Genomic DNA, 16844 nt, shown 5'->3' with positions numbered 1-16844 from the left:
CCTGTCAGCCGGCCCGCGAGAGGGTGCTCTTGATGGCCGGGAACACCTTCGCGGGGTTGTCGGTGGCGACTCGTTCGACGAACTCCCCGTCAAGGTGCTGGATGAGCGCGATCGGGTCGTCGGTCCCCATGGGGAAGGGCCAGTCGCTGCCGAGCAGGATGTGCTCCTCGCCGAAGATGCCCACCGCCAGGTCGACCACCGCTGGGTCGTGCGCGAGGCAGTCGACGTAGAGCCTGCGGATCGACTCGCGCGGCGACTCCGCCAGGTCCTCGAGGCCCGGTCGATGGGTCTCGGCGCCGCGTTCCCACCTACCCACGATCGCGGGCAGGGTGCCGCCGCAGTGGACGAGGACGACCTGCATGTCGGGGTAGCGCTGAAGCACTCCACCCAGCGCGAGATGCGCGACGCTGACGGTCGTCTCGCTGGGGTTCCCCAACAGGTTGGAGAGGTAGAAGTCGTCGAGGCGGTGGTCGGGCGAGGTTCCCGGGTGGAGGAGCAGGGCTGCCCCGTCCGCGTCCAGGGCTTCCCACAACGGCACGAGTCGCGGATCGGTTCCCAGGGCGGAACGACCTCCCGCTGCAGCCGTGGCGCCGACGAAGCGCTTCTGGCTGCGGGTCCGCTGGTACTCCTCGACGGCAAGCTCCGGGTGCTCCAGAGGCAGGTAGACGAGCGCGGTCAGGGCCGGGTGCTCGCCGATGCGCGCCAGGATCCCGTCGTTGACCGCACGGACCCAGGCTCGGGCCTCGTCGACCGACAGTTGCTGTCGGTAGAACGGCGGCGGCAACGAGACGATGGCGTGGTCGAGCCCTGCCGCGGCGAGGTAGGCCTCCAGTGCAGGCACGTCGTACAGCTTCGCGGGTCCGACCTGGCGGCCGTCGATCTGGATGCGGCCGTCGGAGTCGACGGATGCTCCGCTGAGCGTTGCCGCGGTCTTGCTGTCGAGGGCCGGAGCGACGTGGACGTGGATGTCAGTACGAGTCATGGCTTCTTCCTCAGGGACGTGCGAGCTGGACGAGGACGTCGTTGATGACGCGCTGCGCGACGTCCGCGCCGACGCGCTGGCCCACGCTTGCGGCGGTGCCGCGGAGCCTGAGCTCGCCCGCCCAAGCGACCTCGGTCCCGGCGTCGACGCTGTTCAAGGCGATCGCCAGCGTGGCGTCCATGCTGTGCGGTCCCCGCGAGGCGTGCACGGTGACGAGGCTCCGGCTCTCGTCGGTGTGGGTCGTCGTGATCTGGGTGTCGAGCGGGATCTGGCCCAGCGGCAGCCTCGGGGTGAATCGGGCACGGACGGTGCCGTCTTCGGCGACCCCGACATCGCTCAGCGTCTCGACGGCGGAGAGCTGGTCCACCTGGGTGTGGCGAGCGCGCAGCTCATCTGCGCCTACGGACGTCGTGAAACGTCCAGCGACCTGGATCATCGGAGGACCCTCACCTTCGTGTCGTTGCCGGCGTGCAGCAGGTCGAGCACTGCCTCCGGCGGGTTGTAGGAGTTGCGGACGATGCCGCCCTCGCTGCCGATCGCGTCCTGGACGGCAGCCGAGATGGCGTGCAGCGGAGCACCGCCACCCTCGCCCATGCCCTTGGCGCCGATGGGCGTGAACGGGGAGGGGGACACGACGCTGTCGTACCGCAGTGATGGCATGTCGAGTGCCGTGGCAGCGTGATAGTCGTAGAAGTTCGCGGCTGTCAGCTGCCCGTCGGGGTCGTAGGCGAAGTGCTCGAACAGTGCGCCGGAGATGCCATGGACGGTGGCCCCGTGGACCTGACCCTCGATGATCATCGGGTTGATCGGGGTACCGCAGTCATCGACCATCGCATAGCGCAGGATCTGCGTCTCGCCGGTCTCCTCGTCGATCTCGAGCACACAGGCGTGGATTTGCGAGGCGTACGTCAGGGTCAGGTTGCCGTACTTGTTCTCGACGTCGGGGATCTCGAACGGCGCCCGGTAGACAGCACGACCGACCAGGCCGACCTGCTCGGCGATCTCCGGTGGCAGGTCGCCGGGGGAGAAGTGCACGATCCCCGCGACCGCTGCGAAGGGAAGTGCGCGGTCCGGGTCGCCGACGACGCGCGCGAACCCGCCCTCGAGGATGATCTCGTCGGGCTCCGCACCCAGAGTTGCCCCGGCGACCAGCTGGATCTCACGCACGAGCTTCTTCGTCGCGTTCAGGATCGCCCCGATGCCCGTGACGGCGAACTGGGAGGCATAGGACCCGGAGAATCCGGTCTGCGCCGACAGCGATGAGTCACCACCGCGGTGGGTGATGATGTCGTCGGGAGTCAGTCCCAGCATGTCGGCGACGACCTGGGCGACGGTGGTCTCGTGGCCCTGGCCGAAGGCGACGCCGCCGGTGATGGCGTAGACGCTCCCGTCCACGCCCATCCGCACCAGTCCGCCCTCGGTGTTGCCGCTGAACGGGAGGAACTGGTTGACCAGCCGGGCCTGGCCGAAATTGTTCGTGCCGGAGTCCAGGGTCGACCCGATGCCGATGCCGATCCGCTTCCCGGAACCGGCAGCCTCGCGCTGCAGACGGCGGGCGTCCTCGTAGTCGATGAGGTCTAGGGCCTTGCGCAGAGAGAGGGGCAGGTCACCCGAGTCGTACACGCAGCCGTTGACGGTCGTGTAGGGGTACTGGTCGGGTTGGACGTAGTTCTTCAGCCGGAACTCGACCGGGTCGAACCCGAGACGGTGCGCGGCGATGTCCATCATCCGCTCGACCAGCCACATGTGCTGTAGTCGCGAGTAGCCGCGGTTGGGGTGGACCGGTCCCTTGTTGGAGTACACGGTGCGGTAGTGGACCTTCAGATGCTGCAGCTGGTAGCAGGCGTTGGCGACCTGGGTCCAGATGACCGCCCCGAGCGGCTCGTAGCGGGTGTAGGCGCCTACGTCGTCGAGCGCGTCGTAGGTCAGCCCCAGCACCGTGCCGTCCTTCTGGATCGCCATCTTCACGTTCTGGAACCAGCGCTCGTTGCCGTGGCCGCCCATCCAGTGGTGCTCGGTCCGCGTCTCGGTCCACCGCATCGGCCGGCCGAGCTTGCGGGCCAGGAGGGCGACGGCCGTGGCCGGGACGTAGATGCCGATCTTGAGTCCGAACGATCCGCCGAAGTCCTTGCTGATGATGCGGATCTTCTCGGCCGGGTGACGCATGGCCACGGCGAGGTTGAGCGTGGTGATCTGTGGCATCGCGCACCCGCCGATGAGGGTGAACGTATCTGTGCCCGCGTCATATGACGCGGTCACGACCGAACACTCGAGCGGCGTCGACGAGAAGCGGTGGAAATGGAGCTCGTCGACCTCGATGACGTGGTCGGCCGTGCTCAGGGCGTCATCGATGTCGCCCCAGTCGTAGGTACCGTCCCAGGCGACGTTGCTGCCGATCTGGTCATGAACGAGCGGGGCCTCCGACTCGACCGCCGCGCGGGCGTCGAGCACGACCTCCATGGGTTCGTAGTCGACGACCACCGCTGCGGCTGCGTCGCGAGCCGCCTCACGGGAGGCGCCGGCGACTGCGACGACGGGCTCGCCGACGAAGCGGACCTTTCCGCCGACGGCGAGGCACTTGTCGATCTCGGCGTCGGCCGGAGGCCCCTGGATCTCCATGAAGCCGTCGGTCAGGGCATCGACCTCGTCGGGCAGGAGGCTGCCCAGGTAGCCGGGGACGGTCTCGGCTGCGGAGATGTCGATGTTCTTGATGAGGGCGTGCGCGTACGGGGAGCGTACGAACACGACGTAGCCGAGGTGTGCGATCGGGGTGTCGTCGCCGAACTCGCCCTGGGCCTTGAGCAGCCGGTCGTCCTCTTTGCGCTGGACGGTCTTGCCCGTCCAGACCGAGCTGCGTGTCTCCTGCTGGGTCGTCACAACGCGTCCTCCGCTCCGTCGTCGGTGTGCGTGGGGGATCCGTGTGGCTTGGGCACGTCCTGGCCGGCGGCGGCGCGGATCGCGCGCACGATGTTCTCGTAGCCGGTGCACCGGCAGATGTTGCCCTTCAACGCCCGGCGTACGGACTGCTCGGAGATCTCCTCGCCTGACTCGAGCAGGTCGGTCGCGGTCATGAGCATCCCGGACGTGCAGTAGCCGCACTGGAGGCCGTGATGGGACTTGAAGCACTGCTGAAGGTTGTTGAGCGAGCCGTCGGGCTCGGCGAGCGAGGCAGCGGTCTCCACCGTGGTGCCGTCGGTCTGCGCGGCCAGGATCATGCAGGACTTCGCGATCCGCCCGTCCCAGCGAACGGTGCACGCTCCACAGTTTCCGGTGTCGCAACCGATCTTCGGCCCACGCAGGTCGAGCTCGTCGCGCAGCCAGTGCACCAGCAGCTTGCGAGAGGAGACCTGTCCCTGGACCTCGCGACCATCGACGGTCACGGCGATCGCGTGTACGTCGGGGGCCGACAGGTCCGGGAGGGCGAGTTCATCCGGTGCCGGTGTGGCGGTCATGCGTGGTCTCCGTTCACAAGGTCGGTCAGTGCGCGGTGGAGCTGGACTTTGGCCATGCGCCGCCGGTAGTCGGCCGAGCAGTGCACGTCGCTCGCTGCCTCGAACGTCTCGTTGTCGAAGGAGGCGGAGGCGAGGTCGATGAGCCGTACGTCCAGGGGCTGGCCGACGAGCGCGGCCTCGACGGCCGCCAGGCGGACGGGCGACCCGAGAACGGTGCCGAGCGCCACGGTGGCGCCGGCAACGACGCCGTCGTGGACATCGAGCCGCACGACACATCGGGCGACGGCCCACGAGTCCTTGGCGAGCTGCAGGTGTCGGTGGACGACTCGCGCTTCTTCGGGCAGGTGGGGCACCTCGATGCGTACGAGGATCTCCCCGGTGCCGAGGGCGGTCGCGAGGGTGCCGACGAAGAAGTCTGACGCCTCGATGACCCGAATGCCGTCGGGCCCGGCGACGTGGAAGCGTGCCCCGAGAGCAAGCAGCAGCGGCGGGTAGTTGTTCGTCGGGTCGTTGAGGCAGACGTTTCCGCCGATGGTGCCGCGATTGCGGACCTGCCGGTCGACGAGCCCGGCAGCCATCGTGGCGACGGCGGGCGCGTTCGCCTGGACTCCAGGGTCCGCGGCGATCGCTGCGTACGTCGTCGCCGCGCCGATGGACACGGTGCCATCGGTCGCCACCTCGATGCCGGAGAGCTCCTCGAGCCGGTGGACGTCGATCAGGAAGTCCGGGGCGACGAGGTCGAGCTTGAGCGCGTTCACGAGCGTTTGCCCGCCGGCCAGGACGGTGGCGCCGTCAAGATGCGTCAGCCAGTTCGTGGCCTGCTCGAGAGAGGTGGGCCGCAGGTAGCGCAAGGGGGGAATGATCATGGAGGGAACCTCACTCGCTGCTGGGTCAGAAGTCGGGATGGTTGGTGGCCAGGTGGTAGAAGCCGGAGTGGAAGACCAGCGGCTCGCCTCCTGGCGCGTCGAAGCGCTCGATCTCGCCGAGCATGATCACGTGGTCGCCCGCGTCGTACGTCGAGACCGTGCGGCACTCGAAGGTCGCCACCGCTCCGTCGAGCACCGGCACCCCGGCGAGGCCGTCGCGGCAGGCGACATCGGCGAACTTGTCCGCCGCCGGTGTCGCGAACTGGCGGGAGAGATGGTGCTGATCGGCGGCCAGCACGTTGATGGCGAAGTGGGTGCCGAGCATGAAGTCGTCCAGGCTCGGGGCGTTCTTGTTCGGGCACCACAGCACCAGCGGAGGGTCCATCGAGACCGAGGTGAACGAGTTGGCGGTCATGCCGACGCGGTGGCCGTCCTCGCTGCGGCTGGTCACCACCGTCACGCCGGTGGCGAACTGGCCGAACGCCTGGCGCAGCTCACGTGGGTCGAACGCCGCAGCGGCCTGAGCTCGCTTCTCTGCAATGAAGCGTTCGGCCGCCTCGGCGTCGAACCACCACGGGAAGTAGACCCGCGGATCGTCGAAGCCGTTGGCCACCGTCGCGGCCAGCCCGGGCAGCTCGCTCGACTCGGCAAGGATGCTGCGTACGTGATCAGGGGCGGAGCCCAACATCGAGTTGGTCCACGCGACGACCCACTGCAGCCAGCCGCGCCAGTACGTCTCGAAGGTGTGCTGCATCCACTCCGGTGTGAACGGCTCGTCGCCGCGGCCGAGGATGCTGTCGAGGTAGTAGTTGGCGGCCTTCGCCGCGTTGTTGGATCCCTGGCCGGTGATCGGGTCGTTCAGGACGACCGCGTCGCCGAGGCCGAGGATCGTGGCTCCCGAGGGGAGGGTGGCGACCGGCTTACGGACGGTCGGCGTGAGCCGGCCGCGCAGGACCCCGTTGTCGTCGGTGAGCTGCACGTCGCGACACCGTTCGGCCTCCCACGGGAAGAACTCCTCGAGAAGCTCCAGCGAACGGGCAAGGTGCTGGTCGGGACTGCGAACGTCCTCCCAGCGGTCCATCGGCCCGCCGGGAACGCCCTCGAAGACCATGATGTCGCAGGCACCGGTCGTCGTGAGCGCCGGGAACGTGAAGTACTCCCCGACACCCGGAACGGCGTGGAAGGAGACCGCAGAACCCTCGGGGCGTGGGGCCATTCCGGTCACATAGGTGAGCGCCAGCACTCGTTGCGGCTGGTCGAACGGCGAGCGTTCGGCGTCGCGAGCGAACAGCCGGCCCAGGTCGCCCTTGCCGGTGGACACGATCACAAGATCGTGACTGCGGCTGTACTCCTCCAGGTCTCGGCTGCTCGCCGATCGGTGCACGAGCTTGCCGCCCCGATCGGAGAACAGCTCGAGCCATGCCGACACCTTCACACGCTGGTCGACCGACTGGGCTGCTCCATCGAGCGGGGCCTCCCAGCCGTACTCGGCTCCCTTCTCGTCTGCCAGCGTGAAGGCGATGGCCTCGACGCTCGGGCACTCGCGCTCCCACATGTTGAGCCCCAGCATGCGCTCGGCTTGGAGTGCGGTCTCGAACATGCACTGGCTGGACATCACTTGGCCGTTGCGGATGTCGTCCGCGGTGCGGTCGGTGACGAGCGTGACGTCGTATCCGTGCTCGAGCAGTCCCAGAGCCAGCTGGGTCCCTGCTTGGCCGGCGCCGACGATGGCGATTCGACGCATGGTCTCTCCTCGGGTCGGTTGCTCAGGCGAACTGGGCGAGGTAGGCGGAGGCCTTCTCCGGGTCCATGAACCACTCGAAGTAGTCACGGGGGTCGTCGAACCCGTTGGCGAAACGCTGGGCGATCTCCGGGTGCTGTGCCGCGGCGCCGAGGAGCTCGAGCACGTGCGGAGGCGGCGGCAGGAGCAGGGCGTTGGTCCAGGTCGCGACGTACTGCGCATAGGCGTAGTACCTCTCGAACGCCTCCTGCATGAAGGCGGCGTCGAACGTGGCGGTGCCGTGTTCGAGGATGCTGGCCAGGTAGGAGGCCGCGCACTTGCTCGCGTTGTTCGATCCCTGGCCCGTGATGGGGTCGTTGAGCACGACGACGTCCGCCAGGCCGAGAACGGGATTGCCCGACGGCAGCAGCGCGACCGGCTTGCGGATGGTCGGCGGGAAGCGGCCGGCAAGTACGCCGTTCGGGTCGGTCAGCTCGACGTCGGTCGCGCGCTCGGCTTCCCACGGAACGAACTCTCGGAGGAGCCGCTGCGCGTTCGCGAGGTGTTCCTCGGGGCTGCTGATGGCGCCCCAGCAGTCGAGCGGGCCCCCTGGGACCCCCTCGAAGACCATGATGTCGCACGGGCCGGTGGTGGTGAGGGCCGGGAAGACGAAGTACTCACCGATGCCGGGGAGGAGGTTGAAGGAGACGGTCGAGTAGTCGGGCTGGCGCTGGAGACCGGTCACGTAGGTCAGGGAGAGGGCCCGCTGCGGCTTGTCGAACTGGGACCGCTCGGCGTCGCGCTCGAAGAGGCGGGCGATCTCGCCCTTACCGGCGGCGACGATCACCAGGTCGCTGCTGTCGGCGTACTCCTCGAGCTCGTTGATGCCTGCATCGACGAGCTCGATCTTGCCGCCGCGATTCTCGAACTCCGTCATCCAACGGGGCATCTTGAGGCGCTGATCCACGGACTGGGCCGGAGCGTCGAGCTTCGCCGCCCAGGAGAAGGCGATGTCGCCGTCGGGGGAGGGGACGGTCAACCCGATTCCTTCGACGGGCGGACAGTCGTCGGCCCAGAAGTCGAGTCCGAGGTCTCGCTCGTGGGAAAGGGAGGTGTTGAACATGCACTGGCTGGACATGACCTTGCCGGCATGGATCTCGTCGGCGGTTCGGTTGCTGACGATCGTGACGTCATACCCGTTGTCGACGAGTCCGATGCCCAGCTGGAGGCCGGACTGACCTGCTCCGACGATGGTGATCTTGCGCATCTGTTGCTCCTGGGTTGATGAGATCTTGGGGGTGCCGTGGTGTGGTTACTCGGCGAGCTTCGGGATCGCCGGGACCGCTTGCTCGGGCCCCATGGCGGAGTAGCCGCCGTCGACGGCCCAGTCGGCACCGGTGACGAACGACGCCGCCGGCGAACACAGGAAGGCGACGACGGCGGCGACCTCGTCGGGGTCGCCGACGCGGCCCAGGAGGTGGTACGGCGCCGCGACTCGGTCCGTCTTGGCGCGGTCGCCACCGGTGAGGTCGTCCATGACCTTCGACCAGGTCCAGCCCGGGGACACGGAGTTCACCCGGATGCCGTCGCCGGCCAGGTCCATCGCCATGTTTCGCGTGAGCTGAACGATGGCCGCCTTGCTGACGGGGTAGAGCCATCGGCCGGTCTGCGCCACGCTGGAGGAGATCGAGGTGAAGTTCACGATGGAGCCACCACCTCGAGCGACCATGTGCGGGTGGGCGGCCTTCGCCATGGCGACGGCACCTACGACGTTGACGTTGTAGGAGAGCAACCACTCGTCGCGGGTTGATTCGAAGCCGTTGTCCACGTACGAACAGGCCAGGTTGACGAGGAAGTCGACTCCGCCGAACGCGTCGACGGCACCGTTGACGCAGGCGTCCACCTGGGTGTCGTCGGAGATGTCGGTCCGGATGAAGCGGACCGCGTCACCGATGTCGGCGGCCACCTTCTGGCCGCCGTCCTCGTCGATGTCAGCGACGACGACGTTCGCTCCGGCGTCGACGAAGGCAGCGACGACCGCCGCTCCGATCTTGGTGGCGCCGCCGGTGACGACCGCCACCTTGCCCGACAAGCCGTTCATTGAGTGTCCTCCGGTTGTTGGTGGGGAGGTGGATCTGACGTCAAGAACGCTAGGTGGGTAGTCGGGGGGTCGCTATCCGTGGGACGCTGGTGGTATCCATATTGCGTAGATCACATTTCCGGCCGCCGAGACCTATGAAGACACCACTTCCGCACCGCGACACCTTCAAGACGCACGACCCCGATGAGGCACGCGCCGTGGTTGCGCATGCCTTCTGCGGGCACAACCTGCGCGTGGTCGACGGTGCGCTGAACATGCGAACCCAGTCGGCCGCGCTGCCCCATCTGTCGCTGCACTTCCTCGACTACGGTGCCGAGGTCCAGATCAACCCGGAACCCTTGACCTCGTTCTACCTGTTGCAGATTCCCCTGAACGGGGCGGCTCGAGCATCCGCCCGCGGGATCGAGGTGGTCTCGGACCCGAGCACGGCGACGCTCCTCGATCCCGAGGATCGCGTCGCGATGCAATGGTCGAGCGGTGCGCCGCACCTGTGCCTGCGAGTCGATCGCAAGACCCTCGAGACCAAAGCAGCGCGTTTGCTCGGGCGGACCCTCCGGGACCCTCTCAAGTTCGACCTGGGTGTACCGATGACGACCCCGGAAGCGCGGTCGATGCGGCACTACTTGGATCTGTTGCAGACCGAGCTGGATGCCGAACGGAGCCTCGCGTCACGTTCGGTGATGGCCGGTCAGCTCGAAGACCTGGTGATGACGTCGCTCCTCCTCAGCGCTCCGAACACGTACTCGTCCTGGCTGGAAGAGGATGGCGGCACCGCGACGCCGCGTTGTGTGCGCAAGGCGGTCGAGCTGATCGAGGCTCACGCCCACGAGCCCTTGGTCGTCGAGGACATCGCCGAGGCTGTCGGCGTAAGCGTGCGTGCCCTCCAGTCGGGATTCCGACGTCACATGGGCTCGTCTCCCATGGCGTACCTGCGGGACGTACGTTTCGAGCTCGTCCACAAGGACCTGATCGCTGCCGATCCGAGCGAGGGGGTCAGCGTCACCCAGCTGGCCCTGGCCCGGGGCTTCACGCACCTCAGCCGTTTCGCGCAGGCCTATCGGGAGCGCTACGGGGAGTCTCCTTCGGACACGCTGCGTAGCTGATCCCGGTCCGTTCGACGGAGCAGAATGCGCAGCGGGGTCCAGGCGTGCGCCTGGACCCCGCTGCGATGACGGCTCAGGAGAGCTTGGTCGGGCTCATCTGATTTCGGAGTGTTCCCAGCTGAGAGACCGTCGAGACCAGCTCGGAGCCTGCTTCCAGGAAGATCTGGGGTTCACGAGCGTTTCCGATGCCGCTGGGCGTTCCGGTCAGGATGACGTCGCCGGCCCTCAAGGTCATCCCCCAGGACAGCTCGCTGATGATCCTCTCGAAGGAGAAAGCCACCTGGCTGGTCGAGGCCTTCTGCATGAGGCGACCGTCGAGCTCGAACTCGATGTCGAGCGAGTACGGGTCCTCGATCTCGTCAGCGGTCGTGATCCACGGGCCCAACGGCATGGTCTGGTCGATGCTCTTGCCCTTGAGCCACTGGCCACCGTGCTGGCGCTGAAGGTCACGCTGACTGACGTCGTTGGCGACGCAGTAGCCGAAGATGTGCTCGCGTGCCTGGTCCTCGGGGATCGAGCGCCCGTCCTTGCCGATGATGATCGCCACCTCCGCCTCATAGTCCCACTTCGAGGAGATCTCCGGGTCGAAGGCGATGCCGTCGTAGGGGCCGATGACGGTGTCGGGGCCCTTGGTGAAGAACGTCGGGTGGGCCGGCGGCTCGGGCGGGTCCTGTCCCTCGCGCTTGCCCTTCGACTCCTCGAAATGATCCCAGTAGTTCCACCCCGTGCAGAGGATGTCGCGGTTGAACCGGGTCAGCGGGGCGAGAAGCTGCACCTCACCGAGCGACAGGCGCGGCGCCTCGGCGATCGTGGCGTCCAGGGCACCGAGCGCGTCGCTCCCGCCGCGCACGATGTCGTCGACCGCTACGCCTTCAGGCAGCAGCGCCACATACTCCTCGTCCGGGAACACCGCGGCTGCACGTCGCTGATCGCCCATGAGGACCGACGCCAACCTCATGACGCCTGCTCCTGGACGACCGCGATGGCGTTGATCTCGATGAGGTAGTCCTTGGACACGAACTTGGAGACCTCGACCATCGTGGAGGCCGGCGGTTCGCCGGTGAAGTACTGGCGGCGCACCTCGTGAATGGCCTGGAAGTCCTCCATGTTCCGTACGTACACGTCGACGCGGCAGATGTCGTCGAGGGTCCCACCGGCGGCCTCGACCGCCGCCTTGAGGTTCTGGCACACCTGGTGGGTCTGCTCGGTGATGTTGCCGATGCCCGTGATGCCGCCTTCGTTGTTGCGGGCGGTCATGCCAGACACGAAGACCAGCTTCCCGCTGGCCTCGATCGTGGATGCCTGGGAGAAGTGCCCGTTGGGGGTGGCGAGGGCCGGGGACACGACGTTCGTCTTGCTCATGGTGTGTTTCCTTCGTACTGGTCGATCAGGTCAGTGGGCGTCGGCCGGGTCGGAGTACCAGTCCGGCTGAGTGGGGTAGTGCGGGCCGTCGTACACCTCGAGCAGGACGGACTCCTCCTCCGCCAGCGTCGGGCCGTGGAGGCTCCCCTTCGGGTTCCAGTAGAAGGAACCCGGGGTCAGCGTGATCCCCGTCGGCAGGTAGGTGTATCGGCCGGAGAGGCAGAACATGAACTGGTTCGAGGCGTGCGAGTGCCGCGAGGGGATTCCGATGCCCTTCTCGAACTTCACGAGCGAGATCGAGGCGCCGGTGTCGTCGTTGCGCCACAGTGCCTTGTGGGTGAGGCCGGCGAGAGTCTTGTCGACCCAGTCGAGGTCGTTCGTCTGGATCAGGATCTCCCGGAAGCGGGCCATCGGGTCTTCACCGTCGACCTCGACCTCCACCTCCCGGGAGATGTCGGGCGCAGCGCCGGAGTAGCGGGCCGGTTCGGAGAGGTTGTTCTCCCACTCCTCGGGCGAGATGTCGGCGGGGCGGGGGATCGTTGTCATGCACGGTCTCCGTTCAGGACTGCGTCGAGGTCGGCCAGATAGGTGAGCTCGACGACGAACCAGGTCTGAACGTCTGCCGAGCTGTTGGCAAGATCCAGCTGTCCGCCGTCGTGGTAGACGACGCCGCCGGTGGACTCCTGCGCAGGGTCGGGTGCATCGACCAGGGCGAGCACGTGGGGGAGCTCGGCGAGCTGCAGGTCCACGCTCTGGTTGCCCTGGACGTCCACGGTCCAGACCTTGACGTGCGGGTGGTCGAGGACGGGGCGGCGACCGTCAGTGAGATCGGGGCCCGCGGCCTCGCCTTCGACGCTGCGGGCACCTTCACCGATGTCGAGCGGCTCGGGAAGCAGCTCGCCGAGGTCCTTCAGCTCCACGAGCCGGTTCTGGTAGGTGTTGTCGCGCAGGTTGGTGAGCCTGTGGACCGGGGAGGTCGGCCGGTAGACGGCTCCGCCTCGGTACTCGGAGATGAATCGCTCGGGGCTGCCGTCGAGCCAGTCCATACGTCCGTCCGAGCCCTGGAGGCTGAGGACGACGTACGGGTTGTGGTGCAGGTGCCAGGGATGTTGGGCGTGTCCCTCGAGGGTCACGTCCCAGACCCGGACCACCGGATTGTCGACGAGCACGGTGATCCCGATGTCGACCAGTTCGATCTTCTCGCCCTCCGGCGAGTAGACGATGTCGCCCTTCATGAAGCGACCTCCTTCTTTTGTGTACGTGCTTGATGGGAGCCGAACGCGCGCGATGCGGACGGCTCGTGACCTCAGGCCCGTTCGCTCGCCGCGGCGTCGAGTCCCGTGATGGTCCGGTAGATCTCCTCGATCGCGCGATCGGGCGACCCGGACACGATGGCGGCGATGTGGGCGTCCGGACGCAGGAGAACCACGGTCGACTCCGCGACTCCGAACCGGCGGCGTACCCGGTCTCCGGGGTCGAACAGCGCCCGGTCGCGGATTCCGGAGTCCAGCGGTGCGTCCCATCGGCTGATGACGTAGTGCTCGAGGGCCGGTGTGGACTCGGGGATGTCGGGCCGGCGGCGGGTGTCGGTGAAGTGCAGGGCCACGAAGCCGTCGCGACAGAGGTCGTGGACGTGCAGGGTTCCTTCGTCGCCGAAGAGGGGGAGGTCCGGAGCCCGGTCGCCGGGTCGGACCGGGAGCGGGGCGTTGCCGTTCTTGACCATGGACCAGTCCCCGTTGTCGTCCACGTCGAGCGAGACGCCCAACATGGCACGGGTGAAGGCGTTGCCCCAGTTTCCCTCCGACATCGCCTCGACCTTCTCGCCCCGGCGGTCCATGTAGGCCCGCGCGGCCTCGGCCATCTGCCCGGATCCTTGGCTCGCGACCGGGCTCTGCTCTCGCTCGTAGCCGTCCAGGAGCTTCTCGTCGGCCCATCCTCGGAGCACCCAAGCGAGGCGCCACGGCAGGTTGGACGCGTCGAGGACACCCGTGTTGAGGCCGAGAGCCCACATCGGGGTGATGAGGTGGGCTGCGTCTCCCATCAGGAAGACACGGCCGTCGCGCCACTGGTCGGCGACGCGGATGTGGACCGGGTAGATGTTGGTGCCGATGACCTCGATGTCGCTGACGTCACCGATGAACCTCAGGGCCTTGTCGCGCAGCTCCTCCCTGCTCGGCTCGGGGGTGCCGGGAGGGAGCGGGTAGAGGAAGCGCCAGCAGTGGGGCTGCCGAACGAGGATCATCCACTCGGTGGGGTCGCCGAAGTACGCAAGATAGGGGTAGTCCCGCTGGTTGGCCACGTCCAGGTCGACCTTGAGGTCGACCAGCATGTATCGCTCCTCCAGGGTCTTGCCCTCGACGACGATGCCGAGAGCCTCCCTGATCTGGGAGCGGCCGCCATCGCAGGCGAGCAGGTAGCGACCGGACAGCACCTGCTCTCCGTCGGGTGTGTCGACCTGCACCTCGACGTGGTCGGGGTGCTGGACGAACTTGGTGACGCGGCTGCTCATCCGCAGAGCGCCGGGCGCCTTCTCCTCGAGAACGCGCTTGAGCACCGGTTCGAGGTGATGCTGCGGGATGTTGATCACGAAGGGGAACCGCGTGTCCTCGGTGAGGTCATCGGTCCGTACGCTCAGGGTCGACGTGTTCGTCTCCCGGTCGATCTCGCCGATCTCGTCGACGCGCAGCGATGCACGGAGGACGTCGTCGAGGGCGCCGTAGCGATCGAGGACTTCCAGCGTCCGCGTCAGGACGGTGCCGGCCTTGGTGTCGAGCGAGAGCCGGTCGTCCTCCTCGAGGACGATGAACGGCACGCCGTAGTGGGCGAGACCGAGCGCCGTGATGAGGCCGACCGGCCCGGCGCCGACCACGATGACGGGAAGCTCGTCGGATACGGGGGTGGTGTTGGTGCTCATGGTCACTCCTTGGAGAAGGCGCGGTCGCGCGTCAGCGTCGAACCGGTCATGGTCGCGGCGTCCGAGAGCAGGTAGAGCAACGGGCCGACGACGTCCTCGCTGGTGCCGATCCCGGTCGTCTTCTGCCAGTGCTCTCTTTCACCGCCCGCCGGGTTGGCGTCACGGAACTGCGCGGTGTCGATGACCCCCGGGAAGATGGTGTTGACCCGGATGCGGTCTTCCGCGACCTCGGACGCCAGCGACTTCGCGTACGCAACGAGAGCGCCCTTGCTCGCGGCATAGGCAGAGGCCTGGGCCCGTCCATGGAGGGCGAGTCCGGACGCGAAGACGACGATCGCTCCGGAGCGCGCGCTTCGCATATGGGGGAGCACTGCCTGGCAGCTCCAGACGACGCCGTCGAGGTTGACGGCCAGGACGCGACGCCACTCGTCGGGATCCATGTCAGCCACGTTGCTGCGGGGCTGGATCGCCGCACCAGCGACGAGCGCGTCGATGCGGCCGTGTCGGTTCACGGCCCGCGACACGGTCTCGAACACGGCGTCGCGATCAGAGATGTCCACGCGGTGGCACTCGATGCGCGGGTGCTGGGCCAGCTCTGGCGCATCGGCCACGTCGAGGACGACGGCGGTGCCACCCGCTTCGGCGTAGGCACGGGCGAGCGCGGCACCGATGCCCTGCGCGCCGCCGGTGACGAGGAGCACCTCGCCGTGGGCGTCGAATGAGGTCTTCATCGCTTGCTCCTGGAGAGTCGGAAGGGGTTTCGGCTGGTGGTGAGTTCTTGAGCGACGAGGTGGCCGGAGCCGCCGCCGAGCCCTGGACCCGGATGGGTGGCCGCGCCGATGTGCCACAGGCTCTGCACCTGCGTCCGGTGCGATCCCGCGGACGGAAGTGGGCGCCAGAGGAAGTTCTGGTCGAGCTCCGCCGACCCGCCGTATGGGTCGCCGTAGATGGCGTTCGGGTTGTATCGCTCCAGATCCACCGGCGTGACGATGTCGACGGCGAGGACCTTGGCCCGCAGGTCCGGTGCGTGCTGCTCGATGCGATCGAGGACCCGCTCGGCGTACGCGGCCGCGGTGTCGGGGGTCCAGCCCGCTGAGGTATCGATCTTCCCGCTGGCGTCTCCAGCGGGGGAGTAGGGGACCTCTTGGAGCTGCAGCCATAGTGAGGCCGCACCGGGCGGTACTCGTGAGGGGTCGAGCAGATATTGCTGACCGACCACGACCGTGGGCTGACGCGGGAGCAGCCCGGCCTCGGCTTCGGCACACGCGATCCCGGTACTGCGCGAGCCGTCTGAGATGTGGATCAGCGGCGTCTCGCTCAGGCGTTGGTCTTTCCATGCAAGAGGCGAGGAAAGAGCCACGTGGATCTGCATCTCGCCGCGGCCGGCCCGGTAGCGCTGCGCATCCAGGCGGGTCGTTGCGCTCACCATGTCAGTGCCACGGAGCAGGTCGTGGTAGAGGGTTCGAGGTGCCACGGAAGCGAGCACGGCCCGCCGGGCCTCCCAGCGGTGTGGGCCTGCTGAGACCCCGACCGCACGCTTTCGTGCCACCTGCACAGAGTCGACCTCGAGGCCCGTGACGATCTGGACTCCGCGCTCCTCGAGCAGGCCTCGGAACGCCGCGACGAAGTTGCCGGCGCCGCCGGCGACGACCGGCAGACCAAAGCCGTGCACCGTGGCCGCCAGCACGGGCAGCATGAAGCCGCCCGAGGCGTGGTCCGGGGAGAGCCCTGCGTGGAGCAGCCACGGGGTCCAGAGCTGGTCGACCTCGGTTCCGGCGAAGCCATTTCGACACCATGACCGGCCGCTGGTGAGCACGTCTCGTGCCCAGGACTCGCCGGACCGACGTCCGACGCTGCGGAGAAGGCCGAGTCCTTGACGAACGGCCGACCATGAGTGCAGTTCAGTCCCAAGGAGGCTGCCGACGCGATCGACGTTGTCGACGAAGCGGTCCAGCGAGGCGAGGTAGAAGGCTCGATCGGCGGCGTGCTCAAAACCTGCCGCGGTCCGTTCGGGATCGCGGTGTGCGATGGCGACGTTGCCGTCGTCATCGACGCTCGCGGTCACGTAGCCGTCGGTGTTGCGGTACTCGAGCCCGTGACGATGCAGGTCGGCGCCGAGACTTGCGTAGGCGGGACCAGCGAGGAAGAGGGGGTGCCAGGAGGAGTACGTGTCGTGGACATAGCCGGGCAGGGTCCGCTCGCCCGACGCGATGAAGCCGCCCAGCTCCTGATTGCGTTCGATCAGGGTGACGGACCAGCCGGCACCCGAGAGCTCCGCCGCGGCAACCATCGCGTTGATCCCGCCGCCGATGATGACGGCGTCCGTTGTGCTGTGCATGTCGTA

The 16844-nt window shown here is 67.6% G+C and carries 16 protein-coding genes; 1 reads left to right on the top strand and 15 read right to left on the bottom strand.

All coding sequences use genetic code 11. The annotated features are described in order from the left end of the window. Positions 1–4 precede the first annotated feature (4 nt). Genes HD557_RS14130 through HD557_RS14095 form a run of 8 tightly spaced genes read right to left on the bottom strand, consistent with a single transcriptional unit; the run spans position 5 to position 9121 of the window. On the bottom strand, positions 5–982 hold the full coding sequence (locus HD557_RS14130) for an amidohydrolase family protein (RefSeq protein ID WP_196874319.1): 978 nt from the start codon (positions 980–982) through the stop codon (positions 5–7). A gap of 10 nt (positions 983–992) precedes the next feature. After that, a complete protein-coding gene (locus HD557_RS14125; protein ID WP_196874318.1) occupies positions 993–1418 on the bottom strand; it encodes an SRPBCC domain-containing protein in 426 nt (141 codons plus the stop codon). Continuing rightward, positions 1415–3859, bottom strand: coding sequence for a xanthine dehydrogenase family protein molybdopterin-binding subunit (locus tag HD557_RS14120; protein ID WP_196874317.1), 2445 nt, complete (start codon positions 3857–3859; stop codon positions 1415–1417). Before HD557_RS14120 ends, HD557_RS14125 begins: the two co-directional genes overlap by 4 nt. Then, complete coding sequence (locus HD557_RS14115; protein WP_196874316.1) at positions 3856–4434, bottom strand: (2Fe-2S)-binding protein; 579 nt, start codon at positions 4432–4434, stop codon at positions 3856–3858. Before HD557_RS14115 ends, HD557_RS14120 begins: the two co-directional genes overlap by 4 nt. Further along, positions 4431–5300, bottom strand: a complete 870-nt coding sequence (locus HD557_RS14110; protein ID WP_196874315.1) for an FAD binding domain-containing protein — start codon at positions 5298–5300, stop codon at positions 4431–4433. The genes HD557_RS14115 and HD557_RS14110 overlap by 4 nt, the downstream gene beginning before the upstream one ends. Before the next feature lie 25 nt (positions 5301–5325). Continuing rightward, positions 5326–7044 (bottom strand): styrene monooxygenase/indole monooxygenase family protein, encoded by a 1719-nt coding sequence (locus HD557_RS14105; RefSeq protein WP_196874314.1) that lies wholly within the window; start codon positions 7042–7044, stop codon positions 5326–5328. A gap of 22 nt (positions 7045–7066) precedes the next feature. Further along, entirely contained in the window at positions 7067–8287 is a 1221-nt protein-coding gene (locus HD557_RS14100; RefSeq protein WP_196874313.1) for a styrene monooxygenase/indole monooxygenase family protein, read from the bottom strand. 45 nt (positions 8288–8332) lie between these two features. Next, a complete protein-coding gene (locus HD557_RS14095) occupies positions 8333–9121 on the bottom strand; it encodes an SDR family oxidoreductase (protein ID WP_196874312.1) in 789 nt (262 codons plus the stop codon). Positions 9122–9255: 134 nt separating this feature from the next. On the opposite strand from HD557_RS14095, the gene HD557_RS14090 reads away from it, so the two are divergent. After that, complete coding sequence (locus tag HD557_RS14090) at positions 9256–10224, top strand: AraC family transcriptional regulator (RefSeq protein ID WP_196874311.1); 969 nt, start codon at positions 9256–9258, stop codon at positions 10222–10224. 73 nt (positions 10225–10297) lie between these two features. On the opposite strand, the gene HD557_RS14085 is transcribed toward HD557_RS14090, so the two are convergent. The 7 genes from HD557_RS14085 to HD557_RS14055 all read right to left on the bottom strand — a co-directional run bounded on the left by HD557_RS14085 (position 10298) and on the right by HD557_RS14055 (position 16838). Beyond that, the gene (locus HD557_RS14085; protein ID WP_231380287.1) at positions 10298–11182 is read right to left on the bottom strand and encodes a fumarylacetoacetate hydrolase family protein; all 885 of its coding nucleotides are present in this window, start codon (positions 11180–11182) and stop codon (positions 10298–10300) included. Beyond that, positions 11179–11586 (bottom strand): RidA family protein, encoded by a 408-nt coding sequence (locus HD557_RS14080; protein ID WP_160021821.1) that lies wholly within the window; start codon positions 11584–11586, stop codon positions 11179–11181. The genes HD557_RS14085 and HD557_RS14080 overlap by 4 nt, the downstream gene beginning before the upstream one ends. A gap of 30 nt (positions 11587–11616) precedes the next feature. Next, on the bottom strand, positions 11617–12132 hold the full coding sequence (locus HD557_RS14075; protein WP_231380286.1) for a cupin domain-containing protein: 516 nt from the start codon (positions 12130–12132) through the stop codon (positions 11617–11619). Further along, positions 12129–12821 (bottom strand): hypothetical protein, encoded by a 693-nt coding sequence (locus HD557_RS14070; protein ID WP_196874310.1) that lies wholly within the window; start codon positions 12819–12821, stop codon positions 12129–12131. The genes HD557_RS14075 and HD557_RS14070 overlap by 4 nt, the downstream gene beginning before the upstream one ends. Before the next feature lie 71 nt (positions 12822–12892). Then, positions 12893–14500, bottom strand: a complete 1608-nt coding sequence (locus HD557_RS14065; protein WP_196874309.1) for an FAD-dependent monooxygenase — start codon at positions 14498–14500, stop codon at positions 12893–12895. A gap of 2 nt (positions 14501–14502) precedes the next feature. Continuing rightward, a complete protein-coding gene (locus HD557_RS14060) occupies positions 14503–15231 on the bottom strand; it encodes an SDR family NAD(P)-dependent oxidoreductase (protein ID WP_196874308.1) in 729 nt (242 codons plus the stop codon). After that, on the bottom strand, positions 15228–16838 hold the full coding sequence (locus tag HD557_RS14055; RefSeq protein ID WP_196874307.1) for a phytoene desaturase family protein: 1611 nt from the start codon (positions 16836–16838) through the stop codon (positions 15228–15230). Before HD557_RS14055 ends, HD557_RS14060 begins: the two co-directional genes overlap by 4 nt. Between the last annotated feature and the right edge of the window lie 6 nt (positions 16839–16844).

Source organism: Nocardioides luteus, from assembly GCF_015752315.1.
In the GTDB taxonomy this organism is placed as follows: Bacteria; Actinomycetota; Actinomycetes; order Propionibacteriales; family Nocardioidaceae; genus Nocardioides.
Note: the sequence above shows the minus strand (reverse complement) of the source record. Positions and strands in the feature narration are given on the sequence as shown.

Coding starts and splice junctions, on each gene's coding strand:
- HD557_RS14130 (WP_196874319.1), bottom strand. CDS start 982: ATGACTCGTACTGACATCCACGTCCACGTCGCTCCGGCCCTCGACAGC.
- HD557_RS14125 (WP_196874318.1), bottom strand. CDS start 1,418: ATGATCCAGGTCGCTGGACGTTTCACGACGTCCGTAGGCGCAGATGAG.
- HD557_RS14115 (WP_196874316.1), bottom strand. CDS start 4,434: ATGACCGCCACACCGGCACCGGATGAACTCGCCCTCCCGGACCTGTCG.
- HD557_RS14110 (WP_196874315.1), bottom strand. CDS start 5,300: ATGATCATTCCCCCCTTGCGCTACCTGCGGCCCACCTCTCTCGAGCAG.
- HD557_RS14105 (WP_196874314.1), bottom strand. CDS start 7,044: ATGCGTCGAATCGCCATCGTCGGCGCCGGCCAAGCAGGGACCCAGCTG.
- HD557_RS14100 (WP_196874313.1), bottom strand. CDS start 8,287: ATGCGCAAGATCACCATCGTCGGAGCAGGTCAGTCCGGCCTCCAGCTG.
- HD557_RS14095 (WP_196874312.1), bottom strand. CDS start 9,121: ATGAACGGCTTGTCGGGCAAGGTGGCGGTCGTCACCGGCGGCGCCACC.
- HD557_RS14090 (WP_196874311.1), top strand. CDS start 9,256: ATGAAGACACCACTTCCGCACCGCGACACCTTCAAGACGCACGACCCC.
- HD557_RS14085 (WP_231380287.1), bottom strand. CDS start 11,182: ATGAGGTTGGCGTCGGTCCTCATGGGCGATCAGCGACGTGCAGCCGCG.
- HD557_RS14080 (WP_160021821.1), bottom strand. CDS start 11,586: ATGAGCAAGACGAACGTCGTGTCCCCGGCCCTCGCCACCCCCAACGGG.
- HD557_RS14075 (WP_231380286.1), bottom strand. CDS start 12,132: ATGACAACGATCCCCCGCCCCGCCGACATCTCGCCCGAGGAGTGGGAG.
- HD557_RS14070 (WP_196874310.1), bottom strand. CDS start 12,821: ATGAAGGGCGACATCGTCTACTCGCCGGAGGGCGAGAAGATCGAACTG.
- HD557_RS14065 (WP_196874309.1), bottom strand. CDS start 14,500: ATGAGCACCAACACCACCCCCGTATCCGACGAGCTTCCCGTCATCGTG.
- HD557_RS14060 (WP_196874308.1), bottom strand. CDS start 15,231: ATGAAGACCTCATTCGACGCCCACGGCGAGGTGCTCCTCGTCACCGGC.
- HD557_RS14055 (WP_196874307.1), bottom strand. CDS start 16,838: ATGCACAGCACAACGGACGCCGTCATCATCGGCGGCGGGATCAACGCG.